We start from the raw sequence: 21449 nt of genomic DNA on the forward strand, positions 1-21449 counted from the left end.
GATTTATTTTCCTGATCCTTTATGATTCAGTCCGCTCGCCAGGCTTTTAACCAGTCGTTCAGCCCCGATACGTACCGGGCCATGCTGGATGCCATTGAAGCCGATTTACCCGGCCAGTTGGATTTTCGGGTTGCCGAAACGCCCGTTTTTGTCCCCAAAGTGCTGACGGATAAACTCCTGAAGGCCTGTTCGGATATTACGGATGTTATTGTCAACCCCAATTTTAAAGCGCTGACTGAGAACGCCATTCCGGCCGACCAGCGGGTACCGAACGAGGACGACCACACGCAGTTTCTAGTCATGGACTATGCAGTCTGTAAGGATGAGAGTGGCGGTCCGTCGCACGGCGAGCTAACCCCCCGGCTCATTGAGTTGCAGGGTTTTCCGTCACTGTCGTTTTTTCAGCCCTACCTGGCCGATCAGTTTCGGGCCAATTACCCCATTCCGGCCAATCTGAGCAATTTATTTACGGTCGATACCGACGAGGAATACGTTGCCCGGTTGCGCGAGCTGATCGTTGGCGACTGCAACCCGGAAGAGGTGATTTTACTCGAAATCTATCCCGAACGGCAGAAAACCCGTATCGATTTCGTGCTGACGGAACGGGCGCTGGGTATTTCGACCGTCGGGCTGACGGACGTAAAGAAGGAAGGCCGCAAGCTGTTTTACGAAAAGGACGGACGGACCATCCCGATCAAGCGCATTTACAACCGCCTGATCTTCGATGACCTGACCAACTTTCCCGGACTGCAAACGGAGTTCTCACTTACGGATGACGTCGATGTGGAATGGGTGGGGCATCCGAACTGGTTTTTTCGGATCAGTAAGTATACGCTGCCCTTCCTGAAAAGCGAATTCGTGCCCGCCAGCCATTTCCTCTCGGACCTGAGCGAGTATCCCGCCGATCTGGAGAACTACGTTTTGAAACCCCTCTTCTCGTTTGCGGGCAGCGGAGTTCAGCTCCACATTACCCCGGCCGATCTGGATGCAATTCCAGCCGAACAGCGGAGTGGTTATTTACTGCAACGGAAGGTAAAATACGAACCCGTTATTCAGTCCCCCGACGGACTGGTGAAGTGCGAGATTCGGATGCTGTTTTTCTGGCAGAAGGGCGATCCGCGCCCTACCCTGCTCACCAATCTGAGCCGCCTGAGTCGGGGCGAAATGATTGGCGTCAACTTCAATAAGAACAAAGACTGGGTTGGCGGCACGGTCTGCTTTTTCGAGAAGTAAAACCATTGTCCATATATTATCTCCAACCTGTCAGTACGTAAATGCTGGCAGGTTTTTTTGTTGTTTACTGTAAAATTAAATACACTGTATAGACCTTACTACTTTTCATTAGTTTACTTAATAAAATATACACAAATACACCTTATATACGAATTATAAATTAAATAAACAAGTATTTACAAAATATAAAACGTGTTTATCCCCTTCAAAATTCATCTTTCATTCAATCCTTCATATATTGCCGGGGATACAACCGTTTGAGAAAACAACCTTGTTTTTTCGCTAACCATCCTCTTTTTTACATGAAACAAGTTTATACGCTTGCCCTCGGTCTGGCGTGTGCGTCGGCGGGTTATGCCCAGCGATCTTACTACGGCACCGAAGAACGCTGGCCCGAACAGGATACCGCCCGGAAGGTCTACACCGTGAAAGGCCAGCGGCACGGGATCAGCTATTTCAAGAAACATCAGTTCAAGGATGTCCAGTACAAGCCCGGCAGTACGCTCACGTTCGATACGTACCACTCGCCCGACGTTATGTACAGCTGGTGCCACAAATGGGCCGATCAATACCCTAATCTGGTGGATATCTACGAAGTCGCCAAGAGCTACGAAGGTCGTCCAATCCTCCAGCTGACGCTTACTAATAAGAAAACTGGAAAACATACCGATAAACCAGCGGCTTACTTTGAAGGCGGTCGGCACAGTGGCGAGGTTACCAGCAGCGAAGCGGTTATGTGGTTGACCAAACACCTGCTGGACAACTACGGTAAAGACCCCGCCATTACGAAACTGCTGGATACCAAAACCATCTACCTGCGTCCGCAGAACAACCCTGACGGGGCCAACATGTACCTTTTCACCGCCCAGCGTAACCGGAGTACGCTACGTCCCCGCGACGATGACCGCGATGGCCTGATGGACGAAGACTCGGAAGACGACCTCGATGGCGATGGTGTGATCTACCAGATCCGGAAGAAAGCCGTTACTAAAGAAGAACGCGAAAAAGCCGATTACATCCTCGATAAGCGGGATAAATCGGGGCGGCTGATGCAGCGCGTGCAGGAAGGCAGGGGCGAATGGCTGGTGTATACCGAAGGTATCGACAACGACGGCGACGGCAAATACAACGAAGACGGTGTTGGCGGGCTGGATAACCACCGGAACTACCCCGAAAACTGGCGTCCCGACCAGGGCGGTGATTTCACGGGTCGCGGCTACACCCAGGGCGGTGCCAGCGACTACCCACTGAGCGAAATTGAAACCCGCGCTACGTACCTCTGGCTGATGGGCCACCCTAATATTTCGGTGGTCAACTCAATGGATACCCGCGTGCCGATGCACCTGCGTCCACCGTCCACCTCGTCCAGTGCCGAGAGTATGTTCCCACCCGACCTGGCCATCTTCACGCACATGGACAGCCTGGGTCTGTCGTACACGAGCTATCCCTGGGCGGGCGATGTGTACGAAACCTATAACACCCGCAACAAAATCAACCGCCTGACGGGCGACCCATCCAAACCAACGCCCCTCTTCGGTCACGGTCCTGATTTTGGTTATTTCCAGTACGGCTCGGTATGGTATGGCGACGAACTCTGGAACGGTGGTGCCATGAAGGACTACGACGGCGACGGGGATTACGATGAGTATGACGGGCTGATGTGGGACGACGAAGCTAATAAAAAACAGGGTTTCAAAGCCTGGACTAAGTTCACGCACCCGCAGCTGGGTGAGGTTGAAATTGGTGGCTTCCACCCCAAATTCTTCGCGCAGAACGGTCCGGCCTGGCAGTTAGAGAACTGGATTTCGAAACAGTCGCGGTTCAATCTGGCGATGGCGATGGAACTACCGCAGATCGATCTGACCGACGTAACCGTAAAACCGCTGGCCAACAACGAATACGAAATCAAAGCCACCTGGACCAACTCGGGTAAGCTGCCGGTAGCGCTGGAGCAAGCCAAACGGGTGAAAATGGTGCAGGAGGACCGCGTTACACTCGACATCGACAAAGCCCTGCTGAAAGGTTTCGATGCGGCCAAAGTCGTCATCACCCAGCCAGCGCTGTTCGACAAAACCGTTTACGCCGGTTACACCAACGTTGGTGAAACGAAAGAAGCTACGTTCCGGGTTAAGCTGAATCAGCCGGGTTCGGTCAAAGCCAAAGTCAAGCTGCTATCGACGCGGGGCGGTTACAAAGAGAAGGAAATCACGATTGGCAAGTAACTACCAGCCTACCCGGCGTAGTTATAATATCCATTTTTTCATACAGGTTTACAACAGGAGTTCCTCATGGGGCTCCTGTTATGTTTTACTCCTGACCACGACGATTATAGCCAGTCCTAAAGTATCTGTCAAAGAAATCAGACGTAGCGTTCGGGTTTGGAAATAGCTGGGTAATTTGCGGCCGTACTTTTCTTCCTTTATGATTCCGCTCGACAACCGTGAAGTCTGGTTACGTGGCCCCCTCCCCGACGTACCACCGCTGCTCCAGCCCGTTGCCCACGCGCTCCTCCAGGCCCGCGACGAACTCTATCTCCAGCTGCAGGAATTTCCGGATACTTTACTCTGGGAGCGACCGGCCAGCGTAGCGTCGGTGGGATTCCATTTGCAGCACTTGACGGGTGTGCTGGACCGGACCTTTACTTACGCCCGTGGCGAAGCGCTCTCCCCCGCCCAATTGGAAGCTCTGGCAGCTGAAGGTAAGCCCAACGATACGTTGACCACGAGTGGGCTGGTCAGCCTGTTTGATCAACAGGTTGACCGGGCCCTTATTCAGCTACGTACCACTGACGAATCGACGTTGACTCAATTTCGGGGCGTTGGTCGGGCGCAGCTGCCCTCGACGGTTATTGGTTTGCTGGTTCACGCGGCCGAGCATACAACCCGCCATCTGGGCCAGTTGCTCGTAACTAGACGGATAGTACAGCGGCTGAACCAGCCCGTTTGATTACAACCGGTTCAGCCGTCCGCCGTCAACAACCAGCGTTGTTGCATTCACGAACCGGGCTTCATCGGAGGCCAGAAAACAGATCGCTGCGGCAATATCTTCGGGTTTACCAACGGCCCCCTCAATTTTCTCATTCCCGTTCTTTACGTTCGGGTTGTCCCAGAGCATAGGCGTATCAACGGCACCCGGCGCTACACAGTTAATCCGCACTTTCATCAGGTCGTGCTCGATGGCCAGCCCCCGCGTGAACGCTTCCATCGCTCCTTTGCTGGATGCGTAGGGAACAACGCCCGCCGTGGTCTGGTGGGCGTGCACCGAACTGATATTGACGATGGCGCCCCCGTTGATGTGCGGGATGCTGTATTTGCAGAACAGAAACACCGACCGCATGTTAACCGCCTGCACCTGATCCCAGTCTTCCAGTTCCAGATCGACGACAGGTGTAAAGGTCATCATGGCGGCATCGTTGACCAGCACATCGATCCGGCCCCAGGCGTCAACGGCCTGCTTGACGGTTGCTTGAATGGCTTTGGGATCGGCAATATCTACATCGGCGAATAGCGCATCGCCACCCTGTTGTTTAATACTCTCAACGACTTCGTTTCCCCGTTCCTCGTCCCGACCCACAATCAGCACTTTACCGCCTTCTGCACCCATGCGTTCGGCCGTGGCCCGGCCAATCCCGGAGGTCGCGCCGGTAACGATACATACTTTATCCGTAAATCTCATTTTTCAGGTTGTTTCAGAACTAACCGACTGTTTGCGACAACTGTTTTAATGAGCCTTGCCCACGGCTGCAGGACAAGTTTTTTTGGACCGGATTGCAGCCGGGCCGCCGGGCGGATTAACAGCCGGACCGGCCGGGTCGCCGTGCGGATTACGATCCGTAATTAATCCTGCAATCCGGTCAATAGATGAGTCACAAAAAAAGCACAGGGGGTATGTCCTGCGCTTTTCCGTACGTTATTTATCACTTCTTTATTGAACTGACACGACTTTAAATTCGGTTCGCCGGTTCTTCTGGTGTTCACTTTCAGTACACTGTACACCGTCTACGCAACCATTCAGGATTTCACTTTCGCCGTAGCCCTGCGCCGTAATCCGGTCGGCCTGTACGCCCCGCGAAACGAGGTAATCCTTGGCAGCCCGCGCCCGGTTTTCGGACAGACGCATGTTATAGGCATCTGTAGCCCGCGCGTCGGTATGCGACCGCATTTCGATTTTCATCGTCGGGTATTCTTTCAGTACGGCCAGTACCCGGTCAAGCTCCTTGGCGGCATCGGGCCGGATAAAGAACCGGTTCAGGTCGTAATAGATATTTTTCAGTTGGAATACGTCACCCACCCCGTACAGCCCCAGCGAATCCGAGACGGTTTTCGCTTTTGTTTTGTTCTTGGCGTACTGCGACTTCTTGGTGGCGTACTGGTTTTTCTCAGCCGTGAGCGTGTAAGGCGCATTCGGCTTCATATCGAACTCATACCCCCCATCAGGCCCGGTCGTGACGGTTTGCTCCGACTTATCCTTGTCGTTACGCAACGTCACCTTCACCCCAGATGCCGGTTGCTGGTTGACTTCTGTCTTTACTACGCCTTTCACGAGCGTGTTTTCCGAGCGTTGCAGGTAGATTGATACGTTCAGCACGGGCCGGGGCGACTGCGTCAGGGTGGAGAACCGAACGCTGTTCATGGCGAATCCTTCTTTGATTGCTTTGAATTCGTATTCCATGTTAGGCTCCAGACACAGGTCCATCTTACCTTTCACGTCGGTCAGGCGCAGTTCCTGGTTGGTGCTGTTCCGAATCACGCGCACATCAGCATTCTCGAGGGGCGTACCGGTTTTGGCGTCGAATACGAAAATGTTCAACTGCTTGCAGGTTCGGCGGAAGGAATAAATATCATCGTCGCTCACGCCTTTCGTACGGTTACTGCTGAAATAGCCGCTCGTACGATTCCGGTCGGTGATGAAGCCAAAATCGTCCTTTTCCGAGTTGATGGGTGCTCCTACGTTCTGCACACCTTTGTAGGCAATTCCTTCTTTCAGTTCAGCCAGGAAGACATCGAGACCGCCCAGTCCTTCGTGCCCGTCAGACGAGAAGTACAGGAAGCCATTCTCGTCGACGAACGGGAACATTTCATTGCCCTCCGTATTGATTTCCTTGCCCATGTTGACCGGGGTACCCCACTTGCCGTTGGCATATTCCACGACGTAAATATCCGTACCGCCGTAGCCACCGGGCATATCCGATACGAAATATAGACGGCTGTCGTCGGGTGAGAAAGCCGGGTGCCCAACGGAATATTCGTTGCTGTTGAACGGCAGTTCCTGAATGTCCTCCCATTTCCCGTTTTTGTTGACGCCTGAGTAGAGCTTCAGTTTTTTGATACCGTCCGAGCTCTTGCCCGATTTGCCCTTGCTGGTGTTATTGCGGGTGTAAACAATGAAGTTCTGATCCTTCGAAAAGGTCATCGGCCCTTCGTGGTATTTGGTGTTGAGCGTCCGGCTGAAAATTTCCGCTTTGGTCAGCGGCTGCTGATCGGCAGCCGAATCGGGCTTGGCCATTTTGGTTACGTCCCCGCCACCAATCACGGCTGCCCGCGTTGGCTGCACGCTAACCGGCACGTGTAACTGGTTAGTGTCGGGGTGAAAATACAGATCGAGGAATGGTGTCTGGTTCCAGGCAAACACGCGTTTGACCGGGCCCGATTCATCGCGGGCCGACACGAAGACGATCCCATTTTTGTAATACATCGGGCTGAAATCGGCCTGGCGGGAGTTAATGGGCAGATTTCGCAGCTGGTATGAGGCCGAATCCTGGTAGTAGCGGCTCATGTCCATATACGACACCGTAAACCGTTTCCCCCGCAAATCCTGCCCCTGCTTCTCCCCATACTTACTGTACATCTTCTGCGAGTCCCGGTATTTGCCGTTGGTCGCCAGGGCCTGCGCGTAGTAGAGGTAGATTTCGCTGTCCAGCTCCGGATAGGTTTTAATCAGTTTTTCGTAAATGCGCTCGGCGTTGCGGGTATCCTGCAGCTTCCGATAGCTATAGCCCAGTTTGATCAGGGCTTCGCGCGTTTCAGCAGCTTCTTTTTTCTTATCCGTGTTCAGAAAATCCTCGTACGACCGTACGGCGTTGACGTAGCTGAGATCCTCAAACTGCTTGTTGGCGGCTCGTAACTTCGCACTCTGTGCCTGCGCCGTCAGTCCGCACACAGTCAGACCAACCACCAGCACACCCCGTACAAATTGCTTCATAAAAATCATTCAGTTATCAACGATGGGCTTGCGTCAGAACTTAATCAAATAAAATGCCAGAGTTAAAAAACAGGCTTTTCCGCGGGATTGGCAGGTTAAAAGTACAACTTTTAGCTGCTTCTCGAGCACGAACAACAAGTTATCCAAAGTACCGTTTACATCAGATTATCCAATCCACTAAGTATTCATTTCTCGGTAAACCGTTCTCTTAGTTGATTTTCAATCGTTCGGAAGCGGTCGGATCCGTAGCCTAAGTTTTTTCGTTGTGGCCTCGGTAATGCGAAATTTGTGCGCAATCCGGTAGCCCATAACCCAGGCAATTTCTCCATTGGCTTCCAGCACCAGGCACTGTTCCCGTTCACGCCGGCTTATTTTAAGGTCGTTCAGCAGGTTACTCACCAGTTTGCTTCCTTTTAGATTAAGTGGCTGAAAACGGTCACCCTGCTTCCACTTCCGAATGAGTACCGGAAAGCGTAATTGATCAGCGTCAAGCCAGGCAATCTCCGCGTCAGCCGTCGGTACAAATCCTGTTTCCTTTTCAGATACCTTGCATTCCAGCTGATAGGCATCCGATAAAGTTAAGGGGTCAGTCGGCCAGTCGCTCAGCGTGAGGTAAACGGAGGCTTCACAACGTAGCGGCTCCAGTACCAGTACGTTTCGCTCGCGGGTCAGCTGGTGGGTTGCCGACCGAAACACCTGCCCGGCGGGGTGTTCCAGCGCAGTCGTTAGATTTGTCACCTGATCGGCACTGAAACCAAAAGGCTTCAGCCACTCCCCCAGTCGGAAAGGCAGTTCCCGCAATGTCCGTAATTGGTCAACGGGCAACGTAATCTGTTCCCCTTCGTGTCTAATGAGCGCCTGCCAGGATTGTTCCAGTTCATGCTGTACCAGCGCATCGGCCGCGCGTAAGCGCTCAACTGTGCGGGCGAACACGGGCCAGAAACCAGCATTCAGTTCCGTCAGCACGGGTGTGACATGGTGGCGAATGCGGTTGCGGGCGTATTTATCCTCAGCGTTGGAGCGGTCTTCGCGGTACGGTAATTGCTGCTGCATTACGTAGTCGGCGAGCTGGTCGCGTGTGGCAAACAACAGAGGGCGGATAAGACCCGGTTGGAGACCCGGCTGTTTGGGCAGAATGCCGTGCAAACCGGCTAGACCGGTACCACGCGACAGGTTGAGCAGCAGAGTTTCCAGTACGTCGTTCTGGTGGTGGGCGGTGGCTACGCTGGGATACTTGTGTTCCTGACATAGTTCGTTGAACCAGGTATAGCGCAGTTCGCGGGCGGCCATCTGGATCGAAATGCCCCGGCGTGCTGCTTCGGCCTGGGTGTCGAAACGCACGAGGTGAAACGGAACCCCGTATTGTTCAGCTTTGTTTTTTACAAAAACGGCATCAGCCTCCGAATCGGCCCCGCGTAAGCCAAAATTGACGTGCGCTATAGCAAAAGGAATGTTGGTTCGGTAGAACAACTCAGCCATGGCTACCGAATCCAGCCCACCACTGACGGCCAAGACGGTGCGTTCGCTAGAATTGAGAAGCTGGTTGTCGTTAATAAATCCTAAAAAAGCCTGTTCAATCCGTTGGTCTTGTCCCAAAGCCGTAGTTTTGCCCCCATGTTTCGCCTGTTTCTTCACGTATTTATCGGTTTCATTTTGCTTAGCCCGGCCATCTTTCCGTCCGAGGCACTGGCGCAGGCGGGAAATCCGACGGATAAAGTTGAACTGCTGGGGGCGGATAGTTTAGCCGTTCTCAACACCCCAGGTCAAGTAGTCCGGCAGCTATTCAATAACGTGCGATTCCGGCATAAAGGTGCGCTCATGTACTCAGACCGGGTTATTCAGAACGTAACTACTAACGTTATCGAGGCTTATGGTAATGTCCGGCTGGTGCAGGGCGACACCATCAATCTGCGGGGCGATACTATGTATTACTACGGCAACACCCGGCAGGCCAACATGCGCGGCCACGTAATCATGCGTGACCGAAAGATGACGCTGACGACAACCCATCTGGATTACGACATGGTATCCGGCATAGCCCATTACCCCAAGCCGGGGCGGATTGTCGACAAAGAAAACGTCCTGACCAGCCGCGAAGGTTATTACGACACCCGCACTAAGCTGTTTACGTTCCGGCAGAACGTCCGGCTCGTCAATCCCAAAGGTACACTCACGGCCGATTCGCTGCTGTATAATTCTAATTCCCGGATTGCTACGTTCCAGGGACCAACCCGAATTGTCAACAAAGATGGGGTCCTGACGGCCATTGCCGGGCAATATAATACAACGACCGGCATCTCTAATTTCCAGCGCCGGGCCACCGTCGAGACCCCAAAATATCGTATTACGGGCGATACTTTATACTACGACAACGTAGCCGACCTGGGTATTGCCGACGGCAACGTCATCATGGTGGCCAAGGATAAAAAAGCGGTTATTACGGGTGATCACGTCCGCTACAACGGCAAGATCGGTATTTCGCGCGTTGTCGGCCACCCGGTGGCTAAAACCGTGGCCAGTCAGCAGGACACGCTTTATCTGCGGGCCGATACATTGTTTTCGTTCGATAATAAGATAACCAACACCCGTCGGCTGCTGGGGCAGAAAAACGTGTACGTCTTCAAGTCGGATTTGCAGAGCAAGTGTGACTCCCTCATTTACGACACCGCCGATTCAACCATTTATTTCTATAAAAAACCCATCGTCTGGAGCCAGAACAAGTACCAGATGGAGGCCGATTCGATGCGGGCGCTCATGAAGAATAACCGAATTCATACGATGTTCATGAAAACACGGTCATTTATTATTTCCCTCGATACGTTACAGAATTTCAACCAGGTAAAAGGGCGGGTTATTACGGCCTATTTCGGCACGAAACTTACGCCCGTGATCGACTCTATGCCCGTTGGCAAGCCGGTTGCCGGGAAAAGTGGGTCGAGTACTGCAACGAACGGCGCCAGCAATGGCGTACTAGCTAAAAATACCACATCCCCGATATCGTCAACCACTGTTCAGCAGGAGACGAAACTGGAGCGGGTCATCGTAGAAGGCAACGGACAGAGCATCTATTATGCACTGGACGATAAGAATAAGATGATTGGATTAAATCACGTCGAATGCAGCAAGATGAACCTCGAATTCGCAGATAACAAGGTGGGACAGATTCGCTTCTACGGACGGCCTGATGCTCAGCTGGTTCCGCCAAAAGAATTTACAGAGGATAAGCAGCAGCTCGACGGATTTCGATGGCGCGATGCGGAAAAACCAAATCGGGCACAGGTTTTGTGGCAGGAAATACCACCGGTGGGTAAGCCGGCGGCTAAAAAACCAGCAAAATTTAAAACGCCGACTAAACCTTTGGGGCCTAAGCCGGTTCAAATAGATGCTCGTTAATTTATTTTAACAATTTTTTAAATTTTTCATCGTTGACTTTCTCTTTTGCTGGGCATAGGTTTGCGGTGAATAGAAGCGTACCCGAAATAGACTTTCATGAAACAACTTATACTTATTGGTGTACTCACGGGTTTGCTCGCGGCAACGATCCCACTTCAGGCGCAGGTGACGCCCCGGGATTCCGACGCGGCTCGTGGTAGCCGACTTGAACTGGGCCGTACGGGCAGCACGTCGAAAAAGACGGTGCCGACGCTGTCGTCCCAGCGCTTTTCCATTGTCCCTAACCCGGCGTCGGTTCAGTCCGACCGTCCGGTCAATATTCACAAAAATGCCCCTATCAACGAACACTACCGCTCGCTGATGGTTTCCCGGTCGTCGTCAAAAACCCCTGCGCGCACCGCAACAGCAGTTGAAAGCCCTTCCTCCGCTCCCGCAGAAACCCGTGCAATGAGTTTGCAGGAGCGTTTGGCCGAAGACCGGATGTTTGGTAATGAGCATATCAAGGTATCAAACGCGTATCCTAACCCCGCCGACAACGTAGCGGAAGTAGATTATGAGTTAACAGGGCCGATCAGCGAGGCTAAGATAGTGTTACTGAACGTACTGGGGTCACCCGTTGCCGAGTATGGCCTGGAAACCGGCGACCATAAAGTGCGAATGCAGACCCGCGACTTGGCGACCGGCTACTATCTCTATCAACTCACGGTAGACGGCAAGAAAGTAGCCACTAAACGGCTGCTCGTTCGGCACCAGTAATCCCCGTTAAATTAGGTTAAATCACGGCCGGTTTTCGGCACTATACAGGCTACCTCGTCGTTAGAACGGTGTAGCCTGTACTTTTTTCCGTATCTTTGTATCGTATGCAGAACCGTCTTGTCGTCAATATTCTTCTGGGGCTCAGCTTTAGCGTTCTGGTAAGCGCCTGTAGCTCGTTCAATAAACTGCAGAAGAGTGGAACCGATGCCGAAAAATATAAAGCCGCCACAGAGTATTACCAGAAAAAAGACTGGTATCACGCTGGCCTGCTGTTCGAAGAACTGATTCCGGTTCTGAAAGGAAGTACGGAATCCGAAATGGCGCAGTTTTATTATGCCTATACGCAGTACAACCAGCAGCAGTATCTGCTTAGCGCTACGCTGTTCAAGAAGTTCTACGAAACATTTGCCCGTAGTGACTACGCTCAGGAGGCCATGTATCTCTACGCTAAATCACTATATAAGGATACCCCCCAGTACAACCTTGATCAGTCCAACACCCTGACCGCGACCTCGGCCCTGCAGGACTTTCTGAATGCTTATCCCGATAGCCAGTACAAGCCCGAAGCCACCGAGTATATCATGGATCTACGGAAAAAACTGGAACGGAAAGCTTACGAAAAAGCCAAGCTGTATTTTAAAACCAGCGGCTTCAACATTGCTTCCTATAAATCGGCAGTTATTGCCATCAATAACTTCCAGAAAGAATTCCCGGATTCGGAATACAATGAGGAGCTTGCCTTTCTGAAAGTTGACGCCGAGTTCAGTCTGGCGCAGAATAGCCTGGAGACGAAACAGAAGGAACGTTATCAGGAAGCAATGGGTTATCACCAGGAATTCATAGACAAGTATCCGCAGAGCAGTTACGTGAAGCAGACGGAGAAAATGTATGAAACCAGCCAGAAAGAAATTGAACGGCTGAACAAGCTGGAGCAGGAACGCGAACAGGAAAAACAACGCGAGCAGGAAAAGCGTAAATCAACCGACCCGAGCCGTCCGGCTAAGGTCACTACCGCGTCGAACGACTAACTTGTCTATCACCCGCAGCTGCCCGGCAGTTGCGTTTATATAGTATCCATATGGCAACGAACCAATCCATCATTACCCGCGACAACGACAAGATTGCGGCTCATACCGGTAACCTGTACGAATCCGTGTCGATCATTTCGAAACGCGCCCGGCAGATTTCGACGAAGAACAAAGAGGAACTGAGCAACAAACTGTCGGAGTTCGTATCGGCTGTCGATAACCTCGAAGAAGTATTTGAAAACCGCGAGCAGATCGAAATCTCGAAATTCTACGAGCGGATGCCTAAACCAACCTCAACGGCTACCGACGAGTTTCTGGAGGGTAAAGTGTACTGGCGCTACAACGACGAAGAGCTTTAATCAGCTGGCCGGCCGCTGCCGATATATGACCGCACGGTATTGCTGCCGTGCGGTTTTTTGTTGGTATGCTTCTGATCAGCAGGTTGATTACTGGTACGTATGGATTTCACACAACTTCGGGGAAAACGACTACTGCTCGGCGTAACGGGTAGTATTTCGGCTTACAAATCGGCGCTGCTGGTCCGGTTGCTGGTTAAGGCCGGAGCCGAGGTGCAGGTCATCATGACCCAGGCCGCGCAGACATTTATTACGCCCCTCACGCTGGCTACGCTATCCAAGCGCCCCGTTCTGTCCACCTTTGTGAGCGGAAACGACGGAAGCTGGAACAACCATGTCGAACTGGGTCTCTGGGCCGATGCCCTCATCGTGGCTCCGGCCTCGGCGCATACGCTGGCCCGTTGCGCACAGGGTCTGTGCGACGATCTGCTGTCGGCGGTGTATCTGTCGGCGCGCTGCCCGGTGTTCTTTGCCCCTGCCATGGACCTGGATATGTACCAGCATCCGGCTACGGTAGCGAATATTCACCGGCTTATCTCCTACGGGAATCATATCATCAGGGCGGAGCACGGCGAACTGGCCAGTGGTCTGGTCGGTGAAGGGCGGCTTGCCGAACCCGAAACCATCTGCCAGACGCTTAATGCATTCTTTGCTCAGCAACAACCCACGGGGCCTCTGGCTAGCAGGCAGGTATTGATCACGGCCGGCCCGACGCAGGAGCCCATCGATCCGGTACGGTACGTCAGCAACCACTCAACCGGCAAAATGGGGTATGCCATCGCCGGGGCCTTTGTCCGCGCCGGGGCTTCGGTAACCTTGATCAGCGGACCTACGGCTCTCGACCTGCCCGACTCACGGATTGAACGGATTAACGTACGAACGGCACGGGAAATGCTGGACGCTTCGCTGGATGCCTTTCCCCGGGCGGATGTAACGGTACTAAGTGCCGCCGTGGCCGACTACACTCCCGCGCACCCGGCCGATCAGAAACTAAAAAAGAAAGAATCGGTCTTTGCGCTCGACATGGCCCGTACGGTGGACATTGCCGCTACGCTGGGCGCCCAAAAACGACCGGACCAATGGTTGATGGGCTTTGCACTGGAGACAAATAACGAGCTCGAAAATGCGCTCAAGAAATTAAAAACCAAGAATCTGGACTGGATTGTACTTAATTCACTGCGGGACGCCGGAGCGGGTTTTGGACACGATACAAATAAGATTACCGTTATTGATAAAGACGAACAAACCCACGAATTTGCATTAAAATCCAAGGACGACGTAGCACAGGATCTGGTTAATCTGGTGGCAGCAAAGCTGCAGGAACAGCAACCTTCGTTCCTCATTCAGTAGCCCTGTAAACCCTGCCTGCCGTCGCACATGTTGGCCTAGTTTTTACGCAGTCCCTATTTTTTTATTGGTATGAACGTAGTCAAATTGCTCGTTGCCTTTTTTATAGTTGGTCTGCTACGAGCCAATGCGCAGGAGCTGAATTGTCAGGTGACGATCAATACGGATCAGTTATTTGCCCAGCAGAAAATTGACGTATCCTATGTTAACCAGTTGAAAGGGCTCATCACTGAGCTAATGAACAACCGGCGCTGGAGCAACGATCAGTTTTCGCCGTCCGAGCGTATCAACTGCTCGCTGAACATCAATCTGGTTAAATCTCTGCAGCTGGGAGCGTTTGAAGCAACAGCGCAGATCATTGCTACGCGGCCGGTATATGGCACCAATTACGAAACGACCGTCCTCAATTACGTCGACCGCGCGTTCAACTTTGTGTACCTGCCCACTACGCCGGTTTATTACCGGGAAAATCAGTTTTCCGACGACCTGACCTCAATGCTGGCGTTCTACGCCAATATCATTCTGGCGATGGATTACGACACGTTCAGCAAGCAGGGCGGTGGCGTTTTTGTCCAGCAGGCGTTTTCCATCATGAACCTCGCCCAGCAGGGATCAATCAATGGTGCCTGGCAAACGGGGGGCGACCGCCGAAGCCGGTACTGGCTGATCGAGAATCTGCAGAATCAGCAGTTGCTGCCCTTCCGGGATGGTCTGTACACGTATCACCGGCAGGGCCTGGACGTATTTGCGACCAATCCGGTGCAGGTTCGCAAGCAGACGCTCGATCTGTTAAATACCATCCGGGGTATTGGTCTGCAACTGCCGAATTCCGTGCTGATTAACTCGTTCTTCGACGCCAAAAGTCAGGAACTATACAATATCCTGTACGAGGGAACGCCGACCGAGCGGAAACGCGCCTTTGATCTGCTGTCTTTTCTAGACCCCGCCAAGACGGAACTCTACCGAAAATTAACGCTTTAGAAACGGCAATTCGGGCAGTCCGGTCTGAACCGGGTACCAGCCGGTATTGTTAGTTAAGTAAGGAGCTTCACTTATGCTATCGCACTTATTAATAAAGAATTACGCACTCATTGATGAACTCGAGCTGGTGCCCGACCGTGAGCTGAATATCATCACGGGCGAAACGGGCGCGGGTAAGTCAATTATGCTGGGGGCCATTGGGTTACTGATGGGTAACCGGGCCGACACCCGGGTGCTGTTCAACCCCGAAAAAAAATGCGTGATTGAGGGCTCATACGGAGTGTCGGGCTATCAGATCGAACGCATTTTTGACGAAGAAGAATTAGACTATACCGATACCTGCATCGTTCGCCGGGAAATCAGCGTGAGCGGTAAATCACGGGCGTTTGTCAACGACACACCCGTAAATCTGGAAACACTTCGCCGGATTACGAGCCAGCTGATGGACATTCACTCCCAGCACGATTCGGTCCTGCTGGGGTCGAACGAGTACCAGCTCGAAATCGTGGATACCTATGCACAGGACGATGCGCTGCTGAAGCAGTACCGGTCAGATTATCAGTCCTACCGGGGGTACAAATCCGTGTACGACCAGTTGGTTGCCGAAGCGTCGGCCATGCGGAAAGAGTTTGATTATAATAACTTTCTTTACGAGGAACTTGCCAAAGCCCAGTTGCAGCCCAACGAGCAGGAAACGCTGGAGCAGGACCTGACGATTCTGGAAAACGCCGAGGAAATTAAGGAGCGGCTGCAGATGGCGTACGAGTACCTCGACAACGCTGAGCAATCGGTTATTGATTTCCTGAAAAGCGCCGTCAGCAACCTGACTACGGTCAGTAAGATTTCGGAGCAGTACGAGCCGTTACTCCAACGGGCACAGAGTAGCCTGATCGAACTCCGCGACCTGGCCGACGAGATCAGTTCGGAACAGGAAGGCGTAGACCTTGACGATACGCGGGCCGAAACCATCCGCGAGCGGTTGAATCTGCTTTATCAATTACAGACCAAGCACCAGGCCAAGGGTGTTGCCGAGCTGATCAGCCTGCGTGATGAACTGGAGCAGAAAGTAAGCAAAGTACTGAACCTGGACGATAACCTCGCCGAAGCTAAAGCCCGGGTCGAAGCCGCACGGTCCCAGCTTCAGGTGAGCGCCGATACGCTGTCGGCCGCCCGACAGGCGGTGCTGGCACCTATTGAAGCGGAGATCAGTAGCCTGCTGCACGATCTGGGAATGCCAAATGCTTCTCTTGACATCAAGTCTGAAACCAGCAAGCCCAGCTCGACGGGGATCGATACCATTACGTTCCTGTTCAGTGCGAACAAAGGCGTTAAACCACAGCAACTCAAAAACGTAGCGTCGGGGGGTGAATTCTCCCGGCTGATGCTGGCGATCAAATATATTCTGGCCAGCAAACGCTCGCTACCAACGATTGTATTCGACGAAATCGACACGGGAGTTTCCGGCGAAATCGCGATTAAAATGGGGAATATGATGCGGGATATGGCTCACAGCCACCAGATCATCGCGATTACGCACCTGCACCAGATTGCCGGTCAGGGAACAGCGCACTACTTCGTGTACAAAGATCACTCGGCCGATAAAACCGTTAGCCGCATCCGTAAGCTGACGTTCGACGAACGGGTAACTGAAATCGCGCAGATGATCGGCGGTAAAACGCCAACACCGAGTGCGGTCAAAAGCGCCCGCGAGATCCTGAAGCAACGACCGGCTGCCGTAGCCAAATAATCCACCCGCCTTATTCACGATACCCAGTCATAAACTTCACCCCTTTCGAATGAGAATACCCCTTTCGCTGGCAGTGCTGCTCATGGGCGCGATGGTCAGTGCCTGCCGGTCAGGTGACGAAACCGTACGTAACGCCGAAGACGAGGTCTTTGCCATTCACGACGACGTGATGCCGCAACTGGACGATCTTCTTCAGTTGCGCAAGCAGCTAAGCCAGCATATTGCCAGTCTTGATAGCCTGAAAGCAACGGGCTCGGCTGCGACATCAATTCGCACGACCGAAGAAAAAAATCAGGCCGCCCGGCTCCTGCAGAACCTGACCGTTGCCGACAGCCTGATGATGAACTGGATGGCCCGTTACAACAACGATACCCTGTCCAGAATTTCCACCGACGATGCGCTGCACTACCTGGCCGCGCAGAAAGATCAGATTACCGATGTCAAAACAAAAGTTAATACCAGTATTGAACAAGCCCAGCAGTTTCTGGAAAAACAGTAGCGTATTGGCCCTGGCCGCTGGCCTGCTGCTGGCAGTAGGCGCCTGTAGTTCCTCTTCCGACAAACTACCCATCCTGGGCCAGCGGGAAGCCGTCACGAAAACGGTCGACGGTCAAACAGTAACGGATACAACCTACCAGACCATCCCCGATTTTGCGTTTGTCAGCCAGTACGGTGATACGGTGACGCAGCAAGCACTCAACAACAAAGTGTACGTAGCGGACTTTTTCTTCACGACCTGCCCGACCATCTGCCCGAAAATGAAAGTACAGCTCAAGCGCGTGTACGAGAAATTTAAGGGAAATCAGAACGTAATGCTGCTGTCGCACACGATTGATCCGGCCCATGATTCGGTCGCTGTACTAAAAGAGTTCTCCGACAATCTGGGCGTAACGGGCCGACAGTGGCTGTTCGTTACGGGCGATCGTGATAAGATTTATGACATCGGTCAGAACAGCTACATGGTGACGGCGCAGGAAGACAAATCTGCCCCCGGCGGGGTGGTGCACAGTGGCGCATTCATTCTGGTTGATAAGGAAAAGCACATCCGGGGTATCTACGACGGAACGACCGAAGCGGGCGTTGACAAACTCATGCAGGACATTGACCGGCTCCTGGCCGAGTATAAATCATGAAGCAGCGTATCGCGTTACTGGCACTCGGCAGTCTGTTCGTTATACAGTTTGGCTGTCAGAGTGACGAAGAAATAAAACGGCAGAAGTACATTACCGAAGGCATTCTGATTTACCAGAATAACTGCGCCAACTGCCACCAGAAAAAAGGAGAAGGTCTGGCGGCACTTTATCCACCTCTGGCTGGGTCTGACTATTTGCAACACAAAGAGCAGGTTATCTGTCTGATCCGGAACGGACTTCAGGGACCCATTACCGTAAACGGCAAATCCTATAATCGGCCAATGCCCGCCCAACCACAGCTCAGCGATCTCGAAGTAGCGGAGCTAACAACCTATATTTACAATGAATGGGGCCGCGAAAATACGCTGACCGATGTGAAGAAGGTTACGGCGGTACTGGAAGCCTGTAAGAAATAAGTATCAAACAGTACGTATCAAAAAAGAGGGATTGCTGATTAGTGATCCCTCTTTTTTGTTCCAGCAAGCACTAAGGCGTACTTGAAATATTGAAGATACCCGTTGTTTTCCGGATGGAGTAGCGCGAAAAGTCCTGGGGGGCATCCAGCCCGATTCCCTGCAGCCGTTCACCCGTTTCAGGACTCAAAATCGTGACGGGCAGATCGGTGTATATTTTCTTGGTTACCGGACTCCAGTTGAGCTGGTCGGTCAGCATTTTCTGCTGGTTCAGTAACTTGGTCACGACTACGTGCCCCATAACCGTGTACAAGTCCTTGGCCTTGTCGTACTTGCCGGAATCTGACTGAAGTTTCGTTTCTTCCTGGCCGTTCTGGTCGTAGAAGATGATATTAACTGGCCTGGGATATTTCCGGTTGTCGTTGGCGTACCGCAATTGTCTGGCGGTCGTCAGCTTTACCTTCATCACGGCGGCTTCGCTGTACAGCAGTCGAACGTCGTTGATTTCTTCGATGGGCCCGCTGTACGGCTCCACTTTTTTTGTCTGCTTTGGGCCTTCGCAACTCAACAGACAGAAGCACAGCCACCCCAGCAAAAAAGTTAGCAGTAAGTGCCGATGGTCTCGATTCATTGAATTTTCGTGGATACTACCAGAGGAACGTCCGCCCTGACCAATTAGTTTTTCGGGGCTGGGTTGTCAGGCCGGTTTACTACGAACGCTGGCAACGCAGTTACCAAGGCTATTAGTTTAGCTCAGGGTAAACGTTGCCAGCGTTTTTTGTTACTTAGTCAACCACCTGCTTGCGGAACCAGCGGTCGTTGAGCGAGAAACCGAGCGCCATCCGGACGTATTGTTCCCGAATCTGAGTGCCTATCAGTGCACCGCGCTGGCCACCCACTACCGACAGCGTAATATAGTTTACCCGGTAAGCGCCCACCGGCAGCGAGATACCGGCGCTACCGTTGATATCATTGAGCTGAACGCCACCCAGTTGATACGGTAACTGATTATACTGGAACCCCAGACGATACGTAACAACGTCCCAGTAGCGCGTCGAACTAACCTTTGGCGTGTATTCCATACCGGCTGAAACCGTCATGGCATCCAGTAGATTTCCCGACAGATTATTGACAGTGCGGTATTCGCTCCATTTTTGGAGGCCAACATCCACGCCGACCAGTAACGTGTTATTTTTTTCTACGCTAAGGCCAAAGTGCATTTGCTGGGGCAATGTCGCCCGTCCCGAGCTGTTCAGACGCAGCGTATCAGCGGCCGAGATGGCTTCACCCGTTGACGCCGACTGCTGATAGATGTTGGATTCGCGGCCATTGATGCGGGTTTGCGGATCGTAGGTAGCGCCCAGGTTCAGCGTCCAGTTTTCACTCAGCTTTGGCCGCCAGGCTGCCCCCAGTTTCCAGGCAATATCACTGTAGTTGACTCGGTCGAGTCGGTTCACCACCGTGTTGCCCAGGCTCGTCGAAGCATTGGAAACCAGTACCCGTGAGGTAGACGTATTGGTGATGTTGCCAAATATGAACGATGCTTCTCCCCCAACGAAAATATTCTTGGTAAGCCGGAAACCGTTGGCAAACGTAACCTTATTCAGGCCGCCCCGACCTGTATAGTTGTATTCGGCCTGGTAATTCGTTCCGGGAATGACCCGGTACTGCTGACTTGTGTAATCAACATAAGTATACGGCTTCAGGCTCAGCGACATATTCCAGCGGGAATTGATCGGGAACGCCAGTGCCAGATACCCCAGGTTTGCGCCAAACGAGCGCTGGTTCTGCGTGCTGCCGTTATAATTCTGGCTGATCGACTTGTTCTGGCCCTGCAGACCTACCTCGAATACCGTCAGGAATGACCGGCGGGCGAGCAGCGCGGGATTCTGTAAGTTCAGGTGAAACAGACTGGCGTTGCTGATGCCGACGTTGCCCATACCCATGTTGGTGACGTTTCCCTGACTGTAGAGTTCGCCAATGCCCAGTGAAGAGTAGGGAGCATTTCCCAGTCCCTGCGCCAGTACCACCGGCGACGTAGCGGCAAGCGCCAGTATGCTATGCGTTAACGTCCGGCGTATTCGCTTGTAAATTCTCAACATTATACCGTAAAATTCGATTCAATCCAGTGAGCACCAACTCGGGCATTGCAAATATCGGGGGTTTCAGACGACTTTCAAAAACGGACGCGTCGCCCCCACATAGTACTACGACCATTTCGGGCCGATCGTGGCGGTACTGATCGATTAGTCCATTCATTTCGAGTAACAATCCATTCAGTACGCCACTCAACATAGCATCGCGCGTGTTCTTGGCCGTCGGCGATGGCCAGTCAGTCAACTCGTCCGGTTTCCAGTCGATCAGCGGCAAACGGGCCGTCTGTTCGTGCATAGCCCGCAGGCGCATGCGCAGGCCCGGCGAAATAAGCCCCCCCTGAAAGGTGCCTTCCCGGTCGATCAGGTCCGCCGTCAGGCAGGTGCCCAGGTCCAGGATCAGACAGTCCCGCTCCGGAAACAGGGCGGCCGCCCCTACCGCGGCCGCTACCCGATCGGCACCCAGCGTTTGTGGCGTCCCGTAACCGTTACGTATAGGCAATGGTGTTTGCCCGTTCAGCACGAGAACCGTATAATTAAGCCGCCCCAGCCCCTGCCCGATTAGTGCTGCCGACTGCGCGGTCGATGACACCAGCACATGTCGGTTTATCGGTTGTGCCGCCTGCCGGACACCGCTGTCGTTCAGCAGTTCGTCAATGGATTCGTAGCGGCTTATTTCGATCAGCTGGTCACCCGCAAACCAGCCAGCTTTTAATCGGGTATTGCCCCAGTCGATAACCAGATTTATCATACATGTTAACGGGTAGC

At 52.8% G+C, this 21449-nt stretch carries 19 protein-coding genes; 13 read left to right on the top strand and 6 right to left on the bottom strand.

The window, feature by feature from the left end:
- The first annotated feature begins 21 nt into the window (after positions 1-21).
- From HU175_RS17590 to HU175_RS17600, 3 genes are all read left to right on the top strand, one after another.
- The gene (locus HU175_RS17590) at positions 22-1233 is read left to right on the top strand and encodes a hypothetical protein (protein ID WP_176567830.1); all 1212 of its coding nucleotides are present in this window, start codon (positions 22-24) and stop codon (positions 1231-1233) included.
- A gap of 302 nt (positions 1234-1535) precedes the next feature.
- Positions 1536-3455 carry a M14 family metallopeptidase gene (locus HU175_RS17595; protein WP_176567831.1) on the top strand — a complete coding sequence of 640 codons (1920 nt, stop codon included), beginning with the start codon at positions 1536-1538 and terminating at the stop codon, positions 3453-3455.
- A gap of 199 nt (positions 3456-3654) precedes the next feature.
- A complete protein-coding gene (locus tag HU175_RS17600) occupies positions 3655-4179 on the top strand; it encodes a DinB family protein (protein ID WP_176567832.1) in 525 nt (174 codons plus the stop codon).
- Here HU175_RS17600 and HU175_RS17605 read toward each other — a convergent pair whose 3' ends face one another.
- The 3 genes from HU175_RS17605 to tilS all read right to left on the bottom strand — a co-directional run bounded on the left by HU175_RS17605 (position 4180) and on the right by tilS (position 9030).
- On the bottom strand, positions 4180-4908 hold the full coding sequence (locus HU175_RS17605) for an SDR family NAD(P)-dependent oxidoreductase (protein WP_176567833.1): 729 nt from the start codon (positions 4906-4908) through the stop codon (positions 4180-4182).
- Positions 4909-5157: 249 nt separating this feature from the next.
- The gene (locus tag HU175_RS17610; protein WP_176567834.1) at positions 5158-7434 is read right to left on the bottom strand and encodes a carboxypeptidase regulatory-like domain-containing protein; all 2277 of its coding nucleotides are present in this window, start codon (positions 7432-7434) and stop codon (positions 5158-5160) included.
- A gap of 219 nt (positions 7435-7653) precedes the next feature.
- Entirely contained in the window at positions 7654-9030 is a 1377-nt protein-coding gene (gene tilS / locus HU175_RS17615) for a tRNA lysidine(34) synthetase TilS (protein WP_228724193.1), read from the bottom strand.
- 18 nt (positions 9031-9048) lie between these two features.
- Here tilS and HU175_RS17620 point away from each other — a divergent pair, with 18 nt between their 5' ends.
- From HU175_RS17620 to HU175_RS17665, 10 genes are all read left to right on the top strand, one after another.
- Positions 9049-10827: an OstA-like protein gene (locus tag HU175_RS17620; protein ID WP_176567835.1), complete on the top strand. Its 1779-nt coding sequence runs from the start codon at positions 9049-9051 to the stop codon at positions 10825-10827.
- A gap of 96 nt (positions 10828-10923) precedes the next feature.
- Positions 10924-11583 (top strand): T9SS type A sorting domain-containing protein, encoded by a 660-nt coding sequence (locus HU175_RS17625; RefSeq protein ID WP_176567836.1) that lies wholly within the window; start codon positions 10924-10926, stop codon positions 11581-11583.
- A 104-nt stretch (positions 11584-11687) separates the two neighbouring features.
- Positions 11688-12611, top strand: a complete 924-nt coding sequence (gene bamD / locus HU175_RS17630; RefSeq protein WP_176567837.1) for an outer membrane protein assembly factor BamD — start codon at positions 11688-11690, stop codon at positions 12609-12611.
- A gap of 50 nt (positions 12612-12661) precedes the next feature.
- Positions 12662-12970 carry a DNA-directed RNA polymerase subunit omega gene (locus HU175_RS17635; RefSeq protein WP_176567838.1) on the top strand — a complete coding sequence of 103 codons (309 nt, stop codon included), beginning with the start codon at positions 12662-12664 and terminating at the stop codon, positions 12968-12970.
- 99 nt (positions 12971-13069) lie between these two features.
- Positions 13070-14317, top strand: a complete 1248-nt coding sequence (gene coaBC / locus HU175_RS17640; RefSeq protein WP_176567839.1) for a bifunctional phosphopantothenoylcysteine decarboxylase/phosphopantothenate--cysteine ligase CoaBC — start codon at positions 13070-13072, stop codon at positions 14315-14317.
- 69 nt (positions 14318-14386) lie between these two features.
- Positions 14387-15295 carry a DUF4835 family protein gene (locus tag HU175_RS17645; protein WP_176567840.1) on the top strand — a complete coding sequence of 303 codons (909 nt, stop codon included), beginning with the start codon at positions 14387-14389 and terminating at the stop codon, positions 15293-15295.
- Positions 15296-15368: 73 nt separating this feature from the next.
- The gene (recN, locus tag HU175_RS17650; RefSeq protein ID WP_176567841.1) at positions 15369-17042 is read left to right on the top strand and encodes a DNA repair protein RecN; all 1674 of its coding nucleotides are present in this window, start codon (positions 15369-15371) and stop codon (positions 17040-17042) included.
- A 49-nt stretch (positions 17043-17091) separates the two neighbouring features.
- Positions 17092-17541, top strand: coding sequence for a viral A-type inclusion protein (locus tag HU175_RS17655; protein WP_176567842.1), 450 nt, complete (start codon positions 17092-17094; stop codon positions 17539-17541).
- Positions 17507-18175 (top strand): SCO family protein, encoded by a 669-nt coding sequence (locus tag HU175_RS17660; protein ID WP_410528566.1) that lies wholly within the window; start codon positions 17507-17509, stop codon positions 18173-18175. Before HU175_RS17655 ends, HU175_RS17660 begins: the two co-directional genes overlap by 35 nt.
- Positions 18172-18591 carry a c-type cytochrome gene (locus tag HU175_RS17665; protein WP_176567844.1) on the top strand — a complete coding sequence of 140 codons (420 nt, stop codon included), beginning with the start codon at positions 18172-18174 and terminating at the stop codon, positions 18589-18591. The genes HU175_RS17660 and HU175_RS17665 overlap by 4 nt, the downstream gene beginning before the upstream one ends.
- 70 nt (positions 18592-18661) lie before the next feature.
- Here the strand turns inward: HU175_RS17665 and lptC are convergent, their stop codons facing one another.
- The 3 genes from lptC to HU175_RS17680 form a co-directional block, all read right to left on the bottom strand.
- Complete coding sequence (gene lptC / locus HU175_RS17670) at positions 18662-19219, bottom strand: LPS export ABC transporter periplasmic protein LptC (protein ID WP_176567845.1); 558 nt, start codon at positions 19217-19219, stop codon at positions 18662-18664.
- Between the two features lie 154 nt (positions 19220-19373).
- The gene (locus tag HU175_RS17675; protein ID WP_228724194.1) at positions 19374-20690 is read right to left on the bottom strand and encodes a hypothetical protein; all 1317 of its coding nucleotides are present in this window, start codon (positions 20688-20690) and stop codon (positions 19374-19376) included.
- Entirely contained in the window at positions 20647-21432 is a 786-nt protein-coding gene (locus tag HU175_RS17680; protein ID WP_228724195.1) for a type III pantothenate kinase, read from the bottom strand. The genes HU175_RS17675 and HU175_RS17680 overlap by 44 nt, the downstream gene beginning before the upstream one ends.
- Positions 21433-21449: the final 17 nt, after the last annotated feature.

This window comes from Spirosoma sp. KUDC1026 (genome assembly GCF_013375035.1).
In the GTDB taxonomy this organism is placed as follows: domain Bacteria; phylum Bacteroidota; class Bacteroidia; order Cytophagales; family Spirosomataceae; genus Spirosoma.

What these genes read in the sequence shown, in the direction of transcription:
- HU175_RS17590 (WP_176567830.1), top strand. Translation starts at nt 22, where the DNA reads ATGATTCAGTCCGCTCGCCAGGCTTTTAACCAGTCGTTCAGCCCCGAT.
- HU175_RS17595 (WP_176567831.1), top strand. Translation starts at nt 1,536, where the DNA reads ATGAAACAAGTTTATACGCTTGCCCTCGGTCTGGCGTGTGCGTCGGCG.
- HU175_RS17600 (WP_176567832.1), top strand. Translation starts at nt 3,655, where the DNA reads ATGATTCCGCTCGACAACCGTGAAGTCTGGTTACGTGGCCCCCTCCCC.
- HU175_RS17605 (WP_176567833.1), bottom strand. Translation starts at nt 4,908, where the DNA reads ATGAGATTTACGGATAAAGTATGTATCGTTACCGGCGCGACCTCCGGG.
- HU175_RS17610 (WP_176567834.1), bottom strand. Translation starts at nt 7,434, where the DNA reads ATGAAGCAATTTGTACGGGGTGTGCTGGTGGTTGGTCTGACTGTGTGC.
- HU175_RS17620 (WP_176567835.1), top strand. Translation starts at nt 9,049, where the DNA reads ATGTTTCGCCTGTTTCTTCACGTATTTATCGGTTTCATTTTGCTTAGC.
- HU175_RS17625 (WP_176567836.1), top strand. Translation starts at nt 10,924, where the DNA reads ATGAAACAACTTATACTTATTGGTGTACTCACGGGTTTGCTCGCGGCA.
- bamD (WP_176567837.1), top strand. Translation starts at nt 11,688, where the DNA reads ATGCAGAACCGTCTTGTCGTCAATATTCTTCTGGGGCTCAGCTTTAGC.
- HU175_RS17635 (WP_176567838.1), top strand. Translation starts at nt 12,662, where the DNA reads ATGGCAACGAACCAATCCATCATTACCCGCGACAACGACAAGATTGCG.
- coaBC (WP_176567839.1), top strand. Translation starts at nt 13,070, where the DNA reads ATGGATTTCACACAACTTCGGGGAAAACGACTACTGCTCGGCGTAACG.
- HU175_RS17645 (WP_176567840.1), top strand. Translation starts at nt 14,387, where the DNA reads ATGAACGTAGTCAAATTGCTCGTTGCCTTTTTTATAGTTGGTCTGCTA.
- recN (WP_176567841.1), top strand. Translation starts at nt 15,369, where the DNA reads ATGCTATCGCACTTATTAATAAAGAATTACGCACTCATTGATGAACTC.
- HU175_RS17655 (WP_176567842.1), top strand. Translation starts at nt 17,092, where the DNA reads ATGAGAATACCCCTTTCGCTGGCAGTGCTGCTCATGGGCGCGATGGTC.
- HU175_RS17665 (WP_176567844.1), top strand. Translation starts at nt 18,172, where the DNA reads ATGAAGCAGCGTATCGCGTTACTGGCACTCGGCAGTCTGTTCGTTATA.
- lptC (WP_176567845.1), bottom strand. Translation starts at nt 19,219, where the DNA reads ATGAATCGAGACCATCGGCACTTACTGCTAACTTTTTTGCTGGGGTGG.
- HU175_RS17675 (WP_228724194.1), bottom strand. Translation starts at nt 20,690, where the DNA reads ATGTTGAGAATTTACAAGCGAATACGCCGGACGTTAACGCATAGCATA.
- HU175_RS17680 (WP_228724195.1), bottom strand. Translation starts at nt 21,432, where the DNA reads ATGATAAATCTGGTTATCGACTGGGGCAATACCCGATTAAAAGCTGGC.